The organism is Reyranella aquatilis, assembly GCF_020880995.1.
GTDB lineage: Bacteria > Pseudomonadota > Alphaproteobacteria > Reyranellales > Reyranellaceae > Reyranella > Reyranella aquatilis.
This window is the reverse complement of the sequence record NZ_JAJISD010000005.1, coordinates 315,649-336,230: the sequence shown is the minus strand read 5'-3', so window position 1 is coordinate 336,230 and position 20,582 is coordinate 315,649. Positions and strand designations below refer to the sequence as shown.

The following is a 20,582-nucleotide window of genomic DNA, read 5'->3' as shown; positions in this document are numbered from 1 at the left end:
GGCAGCCGCCTCGGACCGAAGAGGTGCGTCTATCGGGATGGCCCAGCCCCCTTGAGCCGTTGGAGCGTGCGGCGGTCGACGCTTCCCGTCGAAGTCAACGACCGGGAGGCTTCAAAGCGGCGAATGGCGGCCGCTGTTTGAGGACCTGGAATGCCATCGATATCCCCGGGGTCGAACCCCAGGGACTTGAGCCGGGCCTGAAGGTCACGCACCTCACCCGGCGTCAGCGGCGCATTCTCACCGATCTGCGGCGCAGCCGCCGCCGGCTGGGGCGGTGCATTGACAGGTGGTGCCGGTGCCGCCGCCGGCGATGCCTCCGGTGCGGGCGCCGGTGCCGGCGAAGTTGATGTGGGCGCCGCCGGTCCATTGCTTTCTGCCACCGGCACTTGCGAAGGCGATCGCCACAGAGCCGCCACTGCCAAGATGACGCCGGCAGCCAATGCCGTCTTTACACGCCAGCCCCGTCCCTTGCTTGCTGGCTGCGCTACGGGCTCATCGGGCTCCGCTGTGGCTTGCGGACGAGGAGTGGCACCCCAGGGCGCCGTCGCCACCGAGCGGGGCGATGCGTTGGGAGGCATCGCGCGAAGGGTCTGTGCGAAGGTGTCTGCAAGTCCGACACGTGAGAACTGGAGGACTTCGTTCAATCCTTGGGGAGTTGTGAGATAAAGAGAATCATAAATGCAGACCGGAAGCTGGCGATTGTTGTTGAACCGCCGGTCAGGACCGCCGTCGCGGTTCGGGAACCGCCACGTATGATCGATGATCTGGGCGTCACGCGGGACGCTGTCCTCTTCGATGAAACGGGACGGCTCGACCCTGACGGCGAGATTTCCGTAGGCGACGGCGCCGAACCGGCTTCCGTCCTCGATCAGGATGACATCCGGAAAGAAATAGAGGCTTTGCTTCCCGACCTGCATCACAGGCGGCGTGGCATTGCTCCGGATAACGGCCGGGAGGCGATACACCAAACCTGTTGTTGCACGCTTCAGCAACCGGGATGCACCGGCATTTCGCTTGCGAATCGTTGTATCGTAGATGGCTCCGCTTGCCTGCACATGCCACTTCGCGCTGCATTCGGCGAGACGGTCGAAGGCGGCCGTCAGCTCCGTCACCCTTCGCTGGTAGTCATCGTCCACGTTGTAGAACAGCACGGTCGTCCGCCGGTAGGAATCGAGCCACTGGCCAAGGAGGTAACCTGGTAGCGCGAACGCGCCGACCAGCAGCCCCGACGGCCCCATGACGAGGGCGCCGCTGATGCCCGCTAACCCCGAAATGACGGCCAGAGCGGTAGAGAGCCGCACCTGCCGGCTCTTGTCATTGATCTCCTGGAGCACATCGGCGAACTCTTCATCCTGCATCGCAAGCACGTCGGCCGATTCAATCTCGACCATGGTGACGCCCGACGCCTCCTGCTCGACAGGACGTGGCAGTGGAGGCGCGGATGGTGATCTGCGTACGCGCTCGCCGGCGCGCCCCAAGGATGCCCGGTAGTAGAAGCCGTTCCGACCTGCATGGATGTAATGGCCACGAGGTCCCGTGCCGATGCGAAGCCCGCGTACGCCGACGGCAACGCCGACCCCGCTATTCGAGAAGTTGAACCGAAACGGCCCCGCACTGACCGACTTACGAAGATAGAACGGCATTGCGCGTGCTTCCCACAGCGCTAGCGCTGTGGCCCCCTGCATCACGTTACGTCGTTTTTCCCACGCGTAAAGTACCTGCGTCAGACAGGCGTCCGGCGCTGGCGTTCGGCGTCACATGCCGAAGCGGCCGGACGTCACGGTCTGCGCCACGTGTTTGCGAAGAGGGGGCCGACAGTCAGCGCCGGCGTCGCCACTGGCGAGGTCGCTCGAACGTACCCGCCCACGCGCCTACCTTCGCGCGCTGGGCGACTGCTTCGTCGACTTGATAAGTGGTCGCATACTCCGCAAGGGCCCATCCTTGTTGAACCATTCGCGCGTTGATCTCTGTTTGGCCGACCCAGCACTTGACCAGCGGTCTCCGATAGCGGTCGCGCTCCCTCCCGTAGCAGCGAACGTCCTGCTTCCCAATCAGGCCGTCAAGCGCGAGCATAGCCTCCAGCCCGCAGGCGTAGTCCCTTCCTTCGGCGTCTTGGCAATTCTGCGCCATTTCGAAAGCATCAATATCAAGGAGCCGCAGCCGGCTCCCATTGATGCGGATAGTGTCCCCGTCGACGATCTCGGCCCGGCCGATCCACGAATCGTCGTTGATCGGTGTAGGGGAAATCGAAGTCAAATCGAGCAGCCAGAGGAGAAGAAGCCATCGCATGGTTAACAGTACCAGCTCTACCTATACTTGCTATGGACCAAGGGTTGCAATCGACAAGGCATAGCAGCTCATCGACGCGGCACGCTAAGATATACGCGTTACTCCAGGGGTCTGAGCCCAAGCCGCGCCGGAGATGCGTTCGACGAAACTCCTGAACAGCCGGCAAACGCGCCCCACGCACCGGCATCGTCGAAGCCCGCCGCTGCCTCTGCCGAGAGCAATGACCTGACGCCTTGCATGAGTGCCGGGCTCTCGAGCTTAGCGAACATCCGCTCCTCTGCCTGGACGCTCGAAATCGCCTGTCCGCCCTACCTCATGAAGGCGGAGAGGACTTGGGAGCGCAGCTCATCGGTCAGTCCGCCGGTATCGGGTGTCGACGCTTGGGTCGCCAGCCTTCGATGCGACGTTCTCAGGCGATCTTGGCACTCGCACTGACGCTGCGGCTCCTTAGGCCTGATCGGATTCGTCGCCCTGGACCTCCTCAGGATCGTCGGAATCGACGACTCCATCGCCACTAAAGCCCAGCAACGCCTCCGCTTGGGCAACGGGCAAGGTCTCGACGTCGCGCAGCTTACGCCCCATAGCCCGCGTGCGGCGTCCCAGCTCGTGGACCGTGTTGGCGGCGGTGCCGAGTTGCTTGCCGATTTTCTCGACGACGCCGTTGTACTTGCCGAACTCCGTCCGAACGGCCCCCAGCACCTGCCATACTTCGCTCGACCGTTTCTGAAGGGCGAGCGACCGGAACCCCATCTGGAGAGCATTGAGCAAGGCTGTCAGTGTCGTCGGCCCCGCAAGTGTCACCTGATGATCCCGCTGGAGCTTCTCAAACAAGCCCGGGCGGCGCAGGACTTCCGCGTAGAGGCCTTCCGTCGGCAGGAATAGAATGGCGAAGTCGGTGGTGCGGGGCGGTACGACGTACTTGCTGCGGATCGTCGCGGCAAACTGCCGGATTCTCGCCTCGAGCGCCTGGGATGCCGCAGCGACGCCATCGACATCGCCGCTCTCTGCGGCCTCCAGCAGCCGCTGGTAGTCCTCCTGCGGAAACTTGGCGTCGACCGGTAACAGGACTTCGTTCTCATCGTCGCGGCCAGGCAGGCGGATCGCAAATTCCACTCTTTCTTGGGAGTTTTCCCGCACCACGGCATTCTCGATATACTGCTCTGGCGAGAGAAACTGCTCCAGCAGCCGGGCAAGCTGAATTTCGCCCAGCGCCCCGCGCACCGAGACATTCGAAAGCACCTTCTTCAGGTCGCCGACGCCGGTCGCGAGCGACTTCATCTCTCCAATGCCATGGTGGACGCGCTCGAGTTGCTCGACCACGCGGTTGAACGACTCCCCTAGGCGCGTCTCCAGCGTCGACTGAAGCTTCTCGTCGACGGTCTGACGCATTTCGTCGAGCTTGACGCTGTTCTCCTTCCGGAGCGTCTCCAGCCGGTCCTCGACCGCCTTTCGGACGGCCTCAAGCTTCTCGCCTTGCTCCTTCGTCAGGTCGGTGAGCCCGGTCGAGACCGTGTCGAGGCGTTCCTTCTGGTTCTGGCCGATCTGGGTCAGGAGATCCGTTGCCGCCTTGCCCTGATCGGTAACAGCCTGCATCAGACCGTCGCGCATCTCCTTCGCGGCGGTCGCCTGTTCGGCTGTGGCACTCTCCAGCCGTTCCTTCTGCTGGCCGCCAATCTGGGACAGCAGGTCAATCGCCGCCTTGCTCTGATCGGTAACAGCTTGAATCAAACTGTCGCGCGTTTCCTTGGCGGCGGTCGCTTGTTCGGCCGCAGCAGTCTCCAGCCGTTCCTTTTGCTGGGCACCCATCTGGGCCATTAAGTCAATCGCCGCCTTGCCCTGGTCGGTGATTGCCTGGAAAAGGATGGCGCGAGCCTCCTTGGCCGCTTCCCCCTGAGCAGTTCCGGACTTTTCGAGACGCTCCTCGATTGCCGATCGTAAGCGATCGCGGTTAGCAGAAGCCTCCGTCGCCAACTTCGCAAGTTCCGAATCGAGTTTGTCCTGGGTCGCGCGCGCCTGACCCTCGACCTTTCCAATGCCTGTGTCCAGGCGCCCCGACAACTCCTCTCGAGCAGCGCGGAACAACTCGTCAAGCGTGCCGCGGAGGCGATCGTGCTCGCTACGGAACAGTTCGGCTACCTGTTCACGAGTGAGACCTTCCGGTGTGGCCGCGCCGCGGCTGCGCAACAGACTAAGCAAGGCGATGCCCAAGGCGATCAGCCCCAGCCCGATGGCCACAATTGATGCAGTGTCCAGCATGCTTCCCTCCCCAACAGCGAATATTGTGCGATCTGGCCGTCCTGCGCATCATGGTTGTAGTCGGCTCCGCTAATTCGGATTCGCCGCCCACGGCTCTTGCCGCCGCCGATCAGGCGGCAAGCTTGATGCTCCCGGGATTGTGCGGTTCCCACGCTTTGCCTTGGACCGCTGTTCGGCCCGCGAGTTCCCGGAGATGCAGAGATAAATACTCGTAGCGGCAGCCGCCTAGGCAGAGCCTGATCAGCTCGGCCACAACGAGGGACGCAGCGACCGCTCCAACAAAAGGCGCGCCGATCGAGCGGCCAGCCAGCCGCACGATCCCGCACCGCTCCTTGGACTGATCGAGAAGCGCCGCATAGGCAGGTTGTGCAATGTCGCCCTCAGCAGTGGCGATCTCCTGCCACACTTCCCGCGCAGGCTTCGACGCCGGAAAAGTATGCAGGTCGATGCCGAGAAAGTCCTGAGGTCCGCGGCCCAGGCCGGCTTCGATGATCCGTTCGAATCCAACAGCCTCGACGGCCTGGCGTGCAAGCGCGTTGTCGACGCCGATTAGGGCGACCGGCGGCTCGCGCGGATCGACCTTGAAGTCGGCCGCGAACGGTCGCTCGATCAGCGCCGTCTTGAAACCTCGCGCCTCGGCCCAAGCGGCCATCGCACGGGTCTTGCGTTGCCCGAGCGCTGGGGCGCTTGTCAGCATGGAAGTGCTGAGGTTCGAGGGTGAGAGCGTATCGGTGTCCTGCAGAACAAACTCGGGAGTGGCGTTCGCATAGGGCAGCAGGCCGAGCGTCCAAAGATAGGCTTGGCCGAGATTTCCCATGCCAACCAGCCACGCGCGGGAAGGCAGACGGTCGAGCGGCGCCGCCTCGCCGCCTCGCCGCCAGTCGCGTTCGGGCTGCCACAGATCGAGGCCAATGTGACGCCGGCAGGCGATGGGCAGCCCGCCGCGAAGGCGCTGGAAGATTTCTGCGACGCCAAGCGCCCCGGCCAAGACACCGGCGGGCGTGAAGGTCCCCGCTTCGGCAAGCCGGGTCCCATTGGCTGCGGGCACAACGCCCCCGCACCAATGATTGAAGGTCGCGCGCAACGCGAGCGGTTCGAGCTGGCCGGACTCAACGTCGCCGATGACGAGCGTTGGCACGTCAGGGGCGAGCTGCTCCGTCAAGTGTCCGCCCAGCCCGGCGACGGCAGAGGGCATGTCGAAGAAGAAGGGCAGCTTCACGCGGAGCGGACCGGCGGCGCCGAGGACGGTCACACCACCGAGGAAGCTGCGCACGCCGCAATTGACAGCAGTCAGCGCCGCTGCCTGCATCACCGGATTGGCGGCAACCTCTGGCCCAAGGGCGATCTGGATCTGGTAGCCTGCGAAGATGCGCGTGGCCTCGTCGATAGTGGATGCCTCTCCCGTATCGAGCGCGATCTTCACCAGACGGTGCAATTCGTCAGAAAGGGTGTCGAGCCCAGTCATCTCAGTGCTCCTCGATCTTGAGAAAGCGCGCCACGCCGCACCCGCCGAGCGCGCGCCAGCGGTGGTCGCCCAGGTATTCGTAGAGCCCGATCGACCAGCGCCGGATCGGCGGGCGGGCCATGCGGGGCAGGATGAGCGCGAGGTGCCCGGCGCGCGCGATCATCGGATTTTCACGGTCCGACCGGCTTTGGCCGGCCCGGCCAGGATGAACATGCACGTCGGCAACTACGCTGAGACCGAGTTCGCTGCACCTGTCCCACAGCCGGCCGAAAGCCTCAGCATGAAGGATGCAGACGCCGCTCATGTAGGCATCGGGGTCCAGCGCGTCATAGTAGACGGCAGAGACCGCCGTGCGGCTGGCCTGGTCCTTGCGGCCAAGCAGAAAGGCCCCTGCTTCATGACGGCCCTCGGTCCGGTGGTGGAGCTGAGTGGTGACGTCGCTCCATAGAGAGGGCGCAATACGCAGAAGAGGATCAAGCCGCACGACGTCCCCCATAGTCACCCGAGTTCAGGAGCTCGTGGACGATCCGCAAATAGTGGACAATGCCGATTGAGGGATCCCAGATCAGGCTGGGATGCTCATTGTACCAGTTGGCGTGCCCCTCGATGGATTGCCGGTCGCAGGGTAGATAGAGGCACGAGCCGTTCTTCCATCCTGGATTGAAGGCAAGCGGGACACGCGCCTGCCCGGTCGGCCAGAGTTCGGGGGCGAGCGGCGTATCGCGTGCGACATCCCACGGGCGCGCGGTCGGCGGCGTCTGTGGATAGTTTGCGCATTCGAACCGAAGGCCATATTCGATGCCGTCCGCAGCGCGCACGCCGAAGACGGCGTGCGGCCAGGTCAGCGAGACGGAGCGCCAGCGACCCGCGGCCGCGCCCAAGCGGAAGCTGCCGCCGGCGAGATGCGCCAGGAAGACAGCTTCATCGACTGACGTGTGGGCCGGCATGTCAGCCTTCGACGCGCTTGCGGGGAACGAGGTCGAAGGCGACCGTGCAGGTCTTGCCGTCGGTCAGCGTTCCGACATGCACGTCGCGGTCGGGGCGCGCGTTGGTGCCCCGGATCTGAAGCACATGTTCGGCGGCATCGCGCGGCGAGAGATTGAAGGCGCGGCGTGCGGCCCAGTGGTGGACGCGGGCGATCGTGGCCCCCGGCGCGAAGCGGCGCTTGGCCTCTTCGGCGTTGAAGCGCACCGACACCTCGACGAGGCGGCAGCGGCTGATATGGAGTCGCAGCGCCGAAGCCATGCCCTGCTCGTCGGGGCACATTGGCAACAGCTCCTCGACGATGGCGTCCGGCTCCAGAGGAGCGGCGAGATCTTCGAGGAAGATGAACTGCCCGTCCTGAAGGACGATGGGCGGCTCGAACTTGGCGAGCAGGCCGGCGAGATTCTGGACCGGCTCGGCAACGCCGGCCCGAATATCGGGGCTGTGCTCGCTCTGGATGAAGATGTCGATGGACTGCATAAACTAACCCTTTTGTGGTCCCGTCCGCCAATCGGATGGGAGGCTTTGAAGGGTTAGTCGCAGCGCACCTTGAAAACCGGAAAGCGCTTCGATCAGTCCGGCACGGAATCGCAGATGAAGTAGTGCGGACAACGTGGGCAGTCGTCGGACGGCTCTGCCGGATAGCGGCCTTCCTCCATCGCCGCGAGCGCGTCACGTACCTCATCCAGGCGGTCGGCTAGCGTCTTTGCAGCGAAAGCTGCATCGATCGGCTGGTTGGTGCTGAGATAATGGAGCTCGAAACGCGCGCCGGATCCCAGCGTCTGACGGCCGGCTTGGGCAATCAGGGCATGCAGATGGCGCTGGTCCTTGGCTTTTGGAGGCCGGCCACTACGAAGGCGGCGGACCACGAAGCCAGCGCCCTCCACTTCAATCTCATCGGCTACGACCTGCAGGGTATACTGGCCCAGCTTCAGGCTGAGAGTCTCGCCGAACCGGACGCCCTGGCGCGGTCGTGCATTGGCGAGGCCGAGAATATGCGTGGCCGCTCCGCGATAGAGAGGCTCGAAAGGGTGGTCGGATGGCCCGGTCTCCGCCCAACGCGCCTCGAATTCCGTTGCGAGATGCTCTTCGGATGCTTGACCACCTTGCTCGGACAGCCAGTGCAGGACGCGGTAAACGGTACGATGAAAGCGGACGTAGCCGTTGTCGACGCGGGAGCCGCTGAGATCGAGAACCGCCTGATAAAGGTAACTGCGCGGGCATTTGAGATAGAGCTCGATGTCCCTGGCGTCGTGTTCGCGGTCGCACACCTTGAGATCCGGACGGTCGCGCGCGGCTTCAGTGGCCGTCAGTGGCGCCGTCCAGGTCGGAGCAGCATCAGGCGGTCGCGGCAGATGGCTTCGGATCGCCTCTACAAACTTCGAGGGGTTGGATCGTTGCTTATCCGAGTATCGTTCGGCACGCGACAATGAGAGATGATCCTTGGCGCGCGCGAGTGCGACGTAGAAAAGGCACTCCTCCTCTTCTGCGTGATCATCCTCCGCCGTCCCGGCACGCATGCCTTCAGGCGGGGGACAACGCTCCCATTGCCGCTGCAACGGGAACAATCGTCTACCGAGGGTCGGGAGATGCACCACCTTGAACTCAAGGCCCTTGCTCTGGTGCACGGTCATTAATCGTACGGCGTCGATGCCTTCGACAGCAGCTGGTGTCTCTCGGAGGGCTCGTTCATCACCAAACACTTCCAGCCGACGGATCCAGTCGAGCAGGCGTCGTTTGGGATCGCCCGGACCGGGACCATCATTCTCGATGGCAAACTGCAGGAACTGGTGGATCGCCAAGCGCTTCTGTTGGTCAGCCGGAGTCATGCCGCCCAGGTAGTGACGGATCAAGCCTCGCTCGAAGAGGAGGTCGCACAGAAACTGCCCTGGCCCCGTCTTGAAACCCACTGTGACCAAGTCAGCGCCGAGGCGTCGCAGGGCAGCTCTCCCCTCAGGAGAAAGTTCTGCGATGTGCTCGACATCGGCCAGCGCCGCCGGGGGTATCGTGTCGCTGGTGGCGCAATGGGCAAGGAAAGTGCGCACATCGGTGAGCGGCATGCGATAGGGGGCAAGTGTCGCGACCCTCAAGAGGCCGCCGCGATGCCGTTCAGCTACGAAGGAAAGAACGGCAAGGAGATCGCGGACTTCATTCCGTTCGAAGAGGTCGCCGAGGTAGAGAATGGGTATGCCGGCGGCCTCAAGCCCTGCTGCGATGCGCTGTAGGTGTGAGTGCGTCCGGCAGAGCACCGCCTGGTCGGCATAGGCGCGGCCGGCCGTTCGATGAGTGTCAATGGCAGCGGCAATTCCCGCAACTTCGGAATTCCGGTTGGTGCTTACATTCATGTCGACAGCATCGACACCCGGACCGCGCTGCGCGGTGAGCTGTGTTCGCGATGAGCGTCCAACGCGCATGCGCGCTGCAAAACTGCCGAAGGCATCGACAATCTGCTTGCGCGAGCGATAGTTGATCTCAAGCGCCGTGCGCGTCCCGCGCGCATAGTCCTGCTCGAAGTTCATTGTGTTGGATGGCGCAGCGCCCCGGAAGCGATAGATGGATTGCCGGGCATCGCCCACAACCCACAGGTTGGCTCCGTCGCCGGCGAGCTCGCGCAACAATAGGGCGCTTGCACGGTTCACGTCCTGGTATTCGTCAACGAGCTGATGCCTGTATTGGCCGCGCAGCTCGTCGCGCACATTTGGGTGGCTGCGCAGGATTTCGATGGGCCGATTGATGAGGTCGGCGAAATCGACCCGCCCCTCGTCGCGCAAGCGCTTCTCGTAGTGCGCATAGACGCGGGCAATTTCGGCGGCCTTGTCTGCGCGTAGGATCCGTTCGGGGTCACCATCCGCGTTGGCGCGCATGTTGTGCGCGGCCTGAGCGTAGTCATCGGGGGTGAAAACCTCGTCCTTCGCGCGGGAGATGGCACCGAGAATGTAGCGAAGCTCAAGAAGCGGCTCGTGGAGGCGGAGATAGTGGTCGAGACCGAGTGCGGGCAAGTCCTTTTCCAGAAGGGCAAGTTGGTCTGCCTGGTCGAGCAGGCGTATCGATTCTGGCAAGCCGTCGAGGTGTCCGAACTTGCGCAAGAATTCGAGGCCAAAGGCGTGAAACGTCCCGGCCCAGATCTCTGGCGCGGCCTGCGGCGCGGTTGCTGCAACGCGATGCCTGATCTCCCGGGCCGCCTTGTTGGAGAAGGTTAGGGCGAGGATGGACGGCGCTGGCACATTCCTGGCCAGCAGATGTTCGATGCGGGCAATCAAGGTGCGCGTCTTCCCCGTGCCTGGACCCGCTTCCACTAGAAGCGGGCCGCCCTCATGCTCCGCGGCGTTCCTCTGTGACGGGTCGAGGTCGGGCCGTTCCACGGTCTCGCTGCCGGGCCGGTCCGAAGCATCGGGCAAGAGCAGCGCAACGGCGAGCTGCTGATAGACAAGCCCAAGAGGAAGGCCACGCTCAAGGGCGATTGTGACGGCCGACTTGCCGGAGCGGAAGAGCTGTTGGGCATCCTGGCCTGGAAGAAGGAACTCACGCGCAAAGACGTTAGCATAGCGCTCGCGAAGCTCCTGCGGGCTATAGGCCTGGACCCGTCGGAGCCCGAGCGGTGAATTCTGCTCCGGCCCTCCGGGATCGGAGCCCTTGGCGACTACGGCCGGTTCGTCCGGTGTCTCGATCCATAAGTGTCCGAACTCATGAGCTTCGACGTACGCGGCTAGCTCAGGCGTCAACGCAGATGAGATATAGATGGACGCGACGCCGTCCTTGCGATGGAGGGCGCCATCACCGCCTGCCAGCAGGGGGTGCTCCGGAGGGAGCGGCTGCACCGACGCAGGGGCTACTTCCCGGGCAGCGCGAAGCAACGCGATCGCCTTGGTTCCGCCGCTTGCCCGCACCTTCGCATCCTCGTGCTTTGCGCGCGCCAGCTTCCGCACGGCCTCAAAACTATCCATTAGGCCGTTCCCGAAGCTCCGGATCTGGTGGCTCTGCCAACCATACGGCCTTCTCGGCTTCACTCAACTGTGAGTGTGTCACTAGAAACGCGAAATCTGCCTGGTTCGTCTGCGGGCGTCCTCGAGCCCGATGGGCCGCCCCGAGCACTGCTGGAAGGGATAGATACTGTCGTACGCTTTCCAGAGAGCGGCCGAGCGCGGTCGCAATGGATTGCACCAACCGCGCGGGCAGCGTTGCAGGTCTCACGAGGCGCGCAACGAGGGAGTCGAGCAACGATCGGTCGATGCCGATCGCCCGCTGAAACGTCTCGTGATCATGTCCGGCAGCGCGGATATCCGCGCTGAGATCCGTCAGCTGCTCCGGCCGCTCTCCGGCATCCAGCAAGGTCTGGATGCGGCTGATGGTCCGGTTAGCGACCATATCCACCTCGTCATTGGAAGGGCGCTGGCTTGGAGCTGCCTCCATCTCGATCCAATCCGTGGCGAAGTCGATGATCTCGTCAGCGAACTGCGGGTACTTCCCGATCCACGCGCGAAGGGTCTCGGCATCCGGCGGATTGGGCAGCCCCGCGAACTCATCGAGAATGGTATCGAGCTCGGGTGCGTGCGGCTGCTTAGTCATGATCGTCTCCTTTCAGTCCGACTGCGATGGCGGCCTCCTTCAGCCAGTTGCGCACGGTCCGGACGTCGACCCTATGGTGAGCAGCGATCTCCTCCTGTGTCAGGCCAAGACGGTGGTACTGGATGAAGGGTGCCTTGAGTTTGGACGGAAGCTTCTTAATGGCCTTCGCGACCCAGACCCGTGCTCCATGGCTGGGAACCGGGCTGGCAACGTAGTCCAAGGGATCCACATTCTCAGCCGGTTCGAGGCGCTGGTGCATTCCCTCCATGGTCGCCCTACGCTTCCGGAAGAGGGATATCGACCGCCGCTTCGTGTAGGCCGCAAAGAAGCGTTCTGCATGTGCCGACCTGCCAGCACGGATTTCGCTGATGAGCTGGGTGAAAATGCTCTGGACCTGATCTTCACGATCCTCCCGGCCCAGGGCACGGGCTTGGGAGAGAAGGAGAGGCGTCGCGACCTTAACGAGGGCTGCAGCAGCAAGGTTCATCATGCGGCGGTCACGACGCTCATGCGCAAGGCGGCAGAGTCGAACGAGCGCCTCGGCAGAGTAGGGCGTCGCCCCAGCGATGATCTCGTGCAGTCTCGTGCGAAGCGCATCTGGGGCCATGGTGGTGAACACAGCCGCTTCGCTCTCAACCTGCGCCAGGTGTCTGGCAGCCTGTGGCGACAGTGAAGAACCGGCCGCTCCCCTCAGATCAGGCTTCGGTTCGTCCGTCTCCTTTGGTGTTTCCATTCAAAGTCTCCACGCTGAGCCCCTCAGTACCCAAGTCGCAAGCTCTCCGGAAAACCGGAAACGCGGCCGGAGATTTTTGTTGAGCTACGGCTTCAAGGTGCAGGCCTGCCGCAACTATACACTTTGACGGAGAGTTCGCCGAGGTTCCGCGGCCGTCGTCGATCAGCCGAAAAGGCCTCGCTTCCTGACTTTCCCATCGGGAGAGTGAAAGGGCTGCGCCGGTTTCCGTGACGGATTGGAGGTCGAGAGAGGGTCTCTTGGCTGTCCGTCGTGGAGTATCCCTCATGGCAAAGGCCGTACAGAAGATCACCCTCAGCGCCTCTCGCGATATCCCCTTCAACAAGCTGGTGCTCAGCAACTTCAACGTCCGGCGCCTGAAGGCCGGCGTCTCGATCGAGGACTTGGCCGAGGACATCGCCCGGCGCGGACTCCTGCAGAGCCTCAACGTCCGGCCGGTCCTTGATGCCGAGGGCGCCGAAACCGGCACGTTCGAGATCCCCGCCGGCGGCCGCCGCTACCGGGCTCTCGAGCGGCTGATGAAGCAGAAGCGACTGTCGAGGACGGCACCGATCCCCTGCATCGTGCGCGATCGCGCGGTCGAGGTTTCGGCGGAGGAGGATTCGCTGGCCGAAAACGTCCAGCGCGTCGCCCTGCATCCCCTGGACCAATTCCGAGCCTTCAAGACGTTGAGCGACCAGGGCGCCGGCGAGGAGGAGATCGCCGCCCGTTTCTTCGTCGCGCCTGCCGTGGTGAGGCAGCGGCTGCGCCTGGCTTCGGTCTCCGAGAAGCTGCTCGGGATCTATGCCGAGGACGGCATGACCCTGGAGCAGCTCATGGCCTTCACGGTCACCACCGACCATGCCCGGCAGGAGCAGGTCTGGGAGGCATTGCAGCAGTCCTACGACAAGGAGCCCTACTTCATCCGCCGCCAGCTCACGGAGAGCGCCGTGCGCGCGTCGGACCGCCGGGCGCGGTTTGTCGGCCTCGATGTTTATGAGGCGGCAGGGGGCGTGGTGCTGCGCGACCTATTCGAGGATGACGCGGGCGGCTGGCTCCAGGACGTGGCTCTGCTCGATCGCCTGGCCACCGACAAGCTGGCGGCCGAAGCCGAGAAGATCGCCGGTGAAGGCTGGAAGTGGATCGAGGTGGCGGTCGATTTCCGGTACGGCCATGCCCATCATCTCCGGCGGCTCGACGGCGTGGAGGTCGTACTCACGCTCGACGAACAGGCGACGTTCGACGCTCTGACCGCCGAGCAGGCCAAGCTCGAGAGCGAGTACGAAGGCGCCGACGAGCTGCCGGACGAGGTCGACGCGCGGCTGGGCGAGATCGAAGAGGCGCTTGCTGGCTTCGAGAGCCGTCCCGTCCGCTACGCGCCGGCCGAGATCGCGCGTGCCGGCGTGTTCGTCAGCATCGACGTCGACGGACGCCTTGGCGTGGATCGGGGCTATGTCCGTCCGGAAGACGAGCTGCCGGTATCTGTTGCCGACCACAATACTGAAAATGAGCCTCGTGCCGCGGAGGGCGGTGAGCCAGACGCCCCTCCGCCTCGCGCGGTCATCACCATCGGCGGGCAGCAGCAGGAGAACGATGACAGCGAAGACGATGCCATCAAGCCGCTGCCGGAGCGGCTCCTCGGCGAGCTGACGGCTCATCGCACACTGGCCCTGCGCGATGCGGTGGCGAATAACCCTCACGTCGCCCTGACCGCGCTGCTGCACAAGCTCTGCCTCGACACTTTCCAGCACAGTGCTCCGGTTGCGTGCCTGGAAGCCTCGGTGCGGCATGTGCTCTTTCCCGTGCAGGCTGCCGACCTCAAGGACGGCCCCTCCGCTGCAGCGGTCGCCGAGCGCCACGAGGCCTGGCAAGCCGAGCTGCCTAAAAACGACGAGGCCCTTTGGGTTTGGCTAGCTGCCCTCGATGACAGCCGCCGCGCCGCGCTCCTCGCGCACTGCGTGTCGTTCGGGGTGAACGCCCTTTATGAGAAGGGCGACCGCTATGGCGGACCGGGCGTCTCGGCGCACGGCGTGCAACAGCGCATCGCCCAGGCCGACCGGCTGGCCCGTGCCGTCGGTCTCGACATGGTCGAGGCTGGCTGGCGGCCTACCGTCGACAACTATCTCGGCCGCGTCACCAAGCCCCGGATCCTGGAGGCGGTGCGCGAGGCGAAGGGCGACCAGGCCGCGCAGCTCATCGACCATCTCAAGAAGACGGAGATGGCGAAGGAGGCCGAGCGGCTGCTCGACGGCACAGGCTGGTTGCCCGAGCCGCTGCGGCTCGCCGACGGCGTGGACGTGTCAGACACGCCTACAGAACCGGCCGAGGAGCTTCCTGCTTTCCTCGCCGACGGCGACGGAGATGCCGCGACGGACGAGTCTGAGTCGGCTGCCATTGCCGCCGAGTAGCAGGAACAGCGCGGAGTAGCCTCGTTCACCTCGTTCTCGCCGCCAATCCTTGGATGAAGCCCGGCCGCTGTGCCGGGCTTCATCCTTTGAGGGACTCTTCAGCCTCGAGGTGCAAGGCGAGAGGGAGAGGACGGCCGGAACGGGTTTGAGCCGGCGGGGTCCAGAGAGAGCGCCTTCCGGTTCGAACTGTTCCCGCTCTCCCGAGGCTTCTTCCATGTCGAATGTATCCCTCTCGGCGGCGCCCGCTCTGTCACGCTCGCTCGCCGGCACCCCTGCGGACGCTTCTGCCGGCATTACCGCGGCAGCGCAGCTTCTTCTCCCTCATCTCGAGCGTGGTAGCCGCATCGATGCGGTCATTCTGCGCGCCGCTATGGAGCACGCCTTCGGCGGCTCCGATGCGGTCGGCGCCTGGGACTGGAAGACCGCCTACGACGCCTGCGAAGCGGCGACCGTGCTGTTCATGCGCAAGTTCGGCCCGGCCATTCGGGCACGGGCGGGCGCGCCGGCTGCCGAACTGCCTTTGCTCGGCAGAATCGCGGCACTTCTTCCCACCCATACCCGCCGATCCGAGCAGAGCCAGGCGCTGCAGCAATTCTCGACGCCACTGGCGCTCGGGTTTGTCGCAGCTACCGCCGCTGCGATTGGGCCGACCGATTTGGTGCTCGAGCCTTCGGCCGGCACGGGCCTGCTTGCAATCTTCGCCGAGCTCGCAGGCAGCGGGCTGGCCCTCAACGAGCTGGCGGAGACCCGCGCGGCGTTGCTCGGGCGGCTGTTTACCGATGCCGTTACGACACGCCACGACGCGGCTCATATCCACGACCATCTCCACGATGCCGTGCTCCCGAGCGTCGTGCTGATGAACCCGCCCTTCTCGGTCGCGGCGCATGTCGACGGAACCGTGGCGGACGCCGCGCTGCGGCATATTTCGTCGGCACTTGCTCGCCTCTCCGATGGCGGGCGCCTGGTCGCGATCACCGGCGCCAGCCTATCCCCAGACCACCCGTCGTGGCGCGAGGCCTTTGTCCGCCTCCAGGAACGCGGCCGCGTCGTGTTCAGCGCTGCCGTCGATGGTCGTGTTTATGCCCGCCACGGAACCGCGGTCGAGACTCGTTTGACGGTCATCGATCGCGTACCGGCCGATGAGCCAAGGTCGCTCCCAGCATCACAAGGCTTGGCATCCGATGTCGCCACGCTGCTCCAGTGGGTGACGTCACATGTTCCATCACGCCTGCCTGTTCATGGCACGACGGCGGCTCCTGCATCCGCTCCTCTCGTCACGGTCACGTCGAGCCGAAGGCCTGCGCGGCAGCCGCGCGCCGTTGCCAGCGATGCGCTTGAATCAGTGGGTACTCAGCTCGCCTACGAGACCGTCGACTGGAGGCCGGTTAAGGGCGGCAGCCTCACCGAGGCGCTGTATGAAGGATACGAACTCCAGTCGATCTGGATCGCCGGCGCGCGGCCGCATCCGACACGGCTCGTGCAGTCGGCGGCGATGGCATCGGTCGCACCGCCCAAGCCCAGTTACAGACCGAGCGTGCCGCCCAGTGTCGTCAGCGATGGGATGCTGTCCGATGCCCAGCTCGAGAGCGTCATCTATGCGGGCGAGGCCCATAGTGGCCATCTCGCCGGATCGTGGATCGTCGACGAGACCTTCGACATTGTCTCCGCCGCGCCCGACGATGCGCAGAACGCCGTGCGCTTCCGGCGAGGCTGGATGCTGGGCGACGGCACCGGCGCCGGCAAGGGCCGCCAGGTCGCCGGCATCCTGCTCGACAACTGGCTGCAGGTCCGGCGACGGGCGGTGTGGGTGTCGAAGTCCGACAAGCTGATCGAGGACGCCCAGCGCGACTGGTCGGCGCTCGGCATGGAGCGACTGCTGATCACGCCCCTGGCGCGCTTCCGCCAAGGTACACCGATCCGCCTGCAGCAGGGCATCCTTTTTGCCACCTACGCCACGCTGCGGACCGACGCGCGCGAGGAGAGGGTTTCGCGGGTCCAGCAAATCGTCGATTGGCTGGGATCGGACTTCGACGGAGTGATCGTGTTCGACGAGAGCCACGCCATGGCCAACGCCGCCGGCGGCAAGGGCGAGCGCGGTGACCAGGCGCCCTCCCAGCAGGGTCGCGCCGGCCTGCGCCTGCAGCACGCGCTGCCCAATGCCCGCGTCGTTTACGTGTCCGCGACGGGCGCCACGACCGTGCACAACCTTGCCTACGCCCAGCGGCTCGGTCTGTGGGGCGGCGAGGACTTTCCCTTCGCAACGCGTGCCGAGTTCGTCCAGGCCATCGAGGCGGGCGGCGTTGCCGCCATGGAGGTGCTGGCCCGGGACCTCAAGGCGCTGGGCCTCTATGCCGCCCGCTCCCTGTCCTACGAGGGGGTGGAGTATGAGCTGGTCGAGCATTCGCTAACGCCTGAGCAGATCCGCATCTACGATGCCTACGCCGGCGCCTTCCAGGTCATCCACAACAATCTGGATGCTGCCCTGCAGGCGGCCAACGTCACCGGCGAGCGCGGCACGCTCAATGCGCAAGCCAAGTCGGCGGCGCGCTCGGCCTTCGAATCTGCCAAGCAGCGCTTCTTCTCCCACCTGATCACCTCGATGAAGACGCCGACTCTGGTACGGGCGATCGAGCGTGATCTGGGAGCGGGGCATGCCGCCGTGGTGCAGATCGTTTCGACCGGCGAGGCACTGATGGAGCGGCGGCTGGCCGGCATCCCGACCGAGGAGTGGGGCGACGTTCAGGTCGACATCACGCCGCGCGAGTACGTGCTCGACTACTTGGCGCACAGTTTCCCGACCCAGCTCTTCGAGCCATTCACCGATGGCGAGGGCAACCTCTCTTCGAGGCCGGTCTATCGCGACGGCGAGGCCGTGCAGTGCCGCGACGCTGTCGAGCGTCGTGACCGGCTGATCGAGCGGCTGGCCTCGCTCGCACCCGTCCAGGGCGCGCTCGACCAGCTCGTTCAGCGCTTCGGCACCGACCTGGTCGCCGAGGTGACGGGTAGGTCGCGGCGGATCGTTCGCAAGGGTGAACGGCTCTGCGTCGAGAACCGTCCCGGGTCTGCCAACCTCGCCGAAGCGCAGGCCTTCATGGATGACGACAAGCGCATCCTGATCTTCTCGGATGCTGGCGGCACCGGCCGCTCCTACCATGCTGATCTTTCAGCCCGGAATCAGCGCCTGCGCGTGCACTACCTGCTGGAGGCAGGCTGGAAGGCCGACACCGCCATACAGGGGCTGGGCCGCAGCAACCGGACCAACCAGGCGCAGCCGCCGCTGTTCCGGCCGATCGCTACCGACGTGAAAGCCGAGAAACGCTTTCTCTCGACCATCGCCCGGCGCCTCGACACGCTGGGCGCCATCACCAAGGGCCAGCGCCAGACCGGCGGCCAAGGCCTGTTCCGAGCCGACGACAATCTCGAATCGCCCTACGGCCGGGCGGCGCTGCGTCAGTTCTACATGTTGCTGTTCGCCGGCAAGATCGAAGGCTGTTCTCTGGAGGCTTTCGAGGCAGCAACGGGCCTGAATCTGACCGACCAGGACGGCAGCCTGCGGGAGGAGCTGCCGCCGATCACGACGTTCCTCAACCGGCTGCTGGCGCTCACCATCGACTTGCAGAACACGCTGTTCGGCGTGTTCGAGGACCTGCTGCGCGCGAAGATCGAAGGGGCGCGGGTCACAGGGACCTACGACGTCGGCGTCGAGACGCTGACGGCTGAGAGCCTGACGGTGACGAAGCGTCAGGTGGTGTATGTCCATCCGACGACCGGCGCCGAGACACAGGTATTCACCATCCGCCGCAAGGAGCGCAATAAGCCTCTCTCGCTGGCCGATGCATTGGACTGGGCCGGCGATCTTCGCGCGGTTCTGCTTGTCAACCCGCAGTCGGGCCGGGCGGCGGTACAGGTGCCCGCGCCCAGCGTCATGCTGGACGATGGCGAGATCGAGCGCCGCGTCCGACTCGTGCGTCCGATGGAGCGGACAGCCCTTGCGGTAGCGGCCCTCGAGCAATCGCACTGGCAGCGCTCGGATCAAGCTGCCTTTGCCCAGGCCTGGTCACGGGAGCTCGCCGAGATACCTCCGTTCACCGAGAGCGAGCTCCATATCGTCACGGGCCTGCTGCTGCCGATCTGGAAGCGCCTGCCGGAGGAATCCATGCGGGTCTACCGCCTGCAAACCGATGCGGGAGAGCGCGTCATTGGCCGGCTGGTCTCGCCAGCCTGGGTGGCGCAAGCCTTCAGCGCCGATGCCATCAGTATGGCTCCGGCGGATGCCTGGAACGCCGTGCTCGATGGTCGGACCCTACTTGAGCTGCAGGACGGGTTGAGCGTACGCCGCTCCAAGGTGATGGGCCTGTTCCGTGTGGAACTTTGCGGCTTCACCGACGGCATGGTCGATCGCCTGAAGGCGATGGGGCTGATCTCCGAGATCATCGCCTGGAAGCTCCGTCTCTTCGTGCCGACCGGCGCCGCCGGCCCCGAAATCCTGGCCGCCTTGATGGACCGCTATCCGATCGTGCGTATCGCCGATCGAGCCGCGGCGTGAGGGGACGGCCGTGTTGTCGCCTGCTGCGGAGTTAGCTCGCCGCCTCGCGCGCGACGCCGAGGCGGTATGTCGTCACTATCTCTCCAACGGCCGTCGCGAGGGTCGCTATTGGCTGGTCGGCGATGTCGCCAACAACAAGGGCCGCAGCCTGTTTGTGCGCTTGAGCGGCCCGGATCATGGCAAGGGAGCCGCCGGCAAATGGACGGATGCCGCCTCGGGGCAGCATGGCGATCTTCTGGATCTGATCGGCCTCAATCGCGGGTTGGATCGCCTGCGCGATATCCTCGATGAGGCACGCGCTTTCCTGGCCTTGCCGCCGGACCCGCTCCAACCGCTGCAGGGTCGGCTGCCGGCGCCGCGAGGTTCGCCCGAATCCGCGCGGCGTCTCTATGCCATGTCCCGGCCGATAAGGGGCACCTTGGCGCAGGCTTATCTGCACGGCCGTAGAATTACGACCCTACCTCACGGCGATTCTCTGCGCTTTCATCCGCGCTGCTACTACCGGGCCGACGAGGACAGCCCGACCGAGACCTGGCCGGCTCTGATCGCCGCTGTCACCGATCTGGACGGCACGATCACCGGCGCACACCGTACCTGGCTCGATACCTTAGGCCACGACAAGGCGCCGATCGCTTCACCACGACGGGCCATGGGGCACCTTCTTGGGCACGGAGTTCGCTTCGGCATCGCCACCGATGTCGTGGCCGCCGGGGAAGGGATCGAGACCATGCTGTCGCTTCGCATGATCCTGCCCACTCTGCCGATGGTCGCCGCGCTCTCGGCCAACCATCTCGCAGCACTGCTGCTTCCAACGACACTGCGGCGTCTCTATGTCGCCGGCGATGCCGACCCGGCCGGTGATGCCGCGATGGCCAGCCTGTGCAACCGCGCCAACGCCGCCGGAATCGAGTCGTTCGTCCTGTCGCCGTGCTTCGACGACTTCAATGACGATCTCCGCCGCCTGGGTATTGCAGGGCTCCGGGCATCGGTGCACCGGCAGCTCGTCTCGCAGGACGTGGTTCGCTTCTTAGCCTCGGCCGTGACGGGATGAGCACGGGCGCGTGAATCTCTTCGTCATGGGTTGCTCTACTGCCCTTCGGATAGGACCGGAGCGCGCCCCGGCCTTCTAGAGGGGCGATCGGACGGCAGCCAGCCCGTTCCCGCAACGGCGGTCCTGCGGCCTTCTTCCCCTGCCGGCTGCGCCGGCATTCCTCGCGAGACAAGAAAGCCTCGGCCCGCCGTCCTCCGCTGCGCTCCGGCCGCAAGCGCGGTGCGGGCCCGTTCCGCCCGCCGTCTGTCGACGCCCACGAAGGCCGCGATGGGCGCGGTCGATCCGAC

At 65.0% G+C, this 20,582-nt stretch carries 13 protein-coding genes; 3 read left to right on the top strand and 10 right to left on the bottom strand.

The genetic code is table 11. The features are described from left to right. Window positions 1-29: 29 nt before the first annotated feature. The 10 genes from LJ725_RS14105 to LJ725_RS14060 form a co-directional block, all read right to left on the bottom strand. A complete protein-coding gene (locus LJ725_RS14105) occupies window positions 30-1,643 on the bottom strand; it encodes a DUF4236 domain-containing protein (RefSeq protein ID WP_230551294.1) in 1,614 nt (537 codons plus the stop codon). A gap of 175 nt (window positions 1,644-1,818) precedes the next feature. Then, the gene (locus LJ725_RS14100) at window positions 1,819-2,289 is read right to left on the bottom strand and encodes a thermonuclease family protein (protein WP_230551293.1); all 471 of its coding nucleotides are present in this window, start codon (window positions 2,287-2,289) and stop codon (window positions 1,819-1,821) included. 447 nt (window positions 2,290-2,736) lie between these two features. Next, complete coding sequence (gene rmuC / locus LJ725_RS14095; protein ID WP_230551292.1) at window positions 2,737-4,545, bottom strand: DNA recombination protein RmuC; 1,809 nt, start codon at window positions 4,543-4,545, stop codon at window positions 2,737-2,739. Window positions 4,546-4,654: 109 nt separating this feature from the next. Continuing rightward, complete coding sequence (locus LJ725_RS14090; protein ID WP_230551291.1) at window positions 4,655-6,010, bottom strand: hypothetical protein; 1,356 nt, start codon at window positions 6,008-6,010, stop codon at window positions 4,655-4,657. A 1-nt stretch (window position 6,011) separates the two neighbouring features. Further along, window positions 6,012-6,494 (bottom strand): hypothetical protein, encoded by a 483-nt coding sequence (locus LJ725_RS14085; RefSeq protein WP_230551290.1) that lies wholly within the window; start codon window positions 6,492-6,494, stop codon window positions 6,012-6,014. Then, complete coding sequence (locus tag LJ725_RS14080; RefSeq protein WP_230551289.1) at window positions 6,484-6,957, bottom strand: DUF7665 family protein; 474 nt, start codon at window positions 6,955-6,957, stop codon at window positions 6,484-6,486. Before LJ725_RS14080 ends, LJ725_RS14085 begins: the two co-directional genes overlap by 11 nt. A 1-nt stretch (window position 6,958) precedes the next feature. Further along, window positions 6,959-7,474 (bottom strand): hypothetical protein, encoded by a 516-nt coding sequence (locus tag LJ725_RS14075; protein ID WP_230551288.1) that lies wholly within the window; start codon window positions 7,472-7,474, stop codon window positions 6,959-6,961. Between the two features lie 92 nt (window positions 7,475-7,566). Then, window positions 7,567-10,938 (bottom strand): ATP-dependent helicase, encoded by a 3,372-nt coding sequence (locus LJ725_RS14070; protein ID WP_230551287.1) that lies wholly within the window; start codon window positions 10,936-10,938, stop codon window positions 7,567-7,569. Then, window positions 10,931-11,560, bottom strand: a complete 630-nt coding sequence (locus LJ725_RS14065) for a hypothetical protein (RefSeq protein WP_230551286.1) — start codon at window positions 11,558-11,560, stop codon at window positions 10,931-10,933. Before LJ725_RS14065 ends, LJ725_RS14070 begins: the two co-directional genes overlap by 8 nt. Then, window positions 11,553-12,293: a sigma-70 family RNA polymerase sigma factor gene (locus tag LJ725_RS14060; RefSeq protein WP_230551285.1), complete on the bottom strand. Its 741-nt coding sequence runs from the start codon at window positions 12,291-12,293 to the stop codon at window positions 11,553-11,555. The genes LJ725_RS14065 and LJ725_RS14060 overlap by 8 nt, the downstream gene beginning before the upstream one ends. 284 nt (window positions 12,294-12,577) lie before the next feature. Here LJ725_RS14060 and LJ725_RS14055 point away from each other — a divergent pair, with 284 nt between their 5' ends. The 3 genes from LJ725_RS14055 to LJ725_RS14045 all read left to right on the top strand — a co-directional run bounded on the left by LJ725_RS14055 (window position 12,578) and on the right by LJ725_RS14045 (window position 20,295). Beyond that, a complete protein-coding gene (locus tag LJ725_RS14055; protein WP_230551284.1) occupies window positions 12,578-14,698 on the top strand; it encodes a ParB/RepB/Spo0J family partition protein in 2,121 nt (706 codons plus the stop codon). Window positions 14,699-14,912: 214 nt separating this feature from the next. Beyond that, window positions 14,913-19,244, top strand: coding sequence for a strawberry notch family protein (locus LJ725_RS14050; protein WP_230551283.1), 4,332 nt, complete (start codon window positions 14,913-14,915; stop codon window positions 19,242-19,244). A 10-nt stretch (window positions 19,245-19,254) separates the two neighbouring features. After that, entirely contained in the window at window positions 19,255-20,295 is a 1,041-nt protein-coding gene (locus tag LJ725_RS14045) for a DUF7146 domain-containing protein (RefSeq protein ID WP_230551282.1), read from the top strand. Window positions 20,296-20,582: the final 287 nt, after the last annotated feature.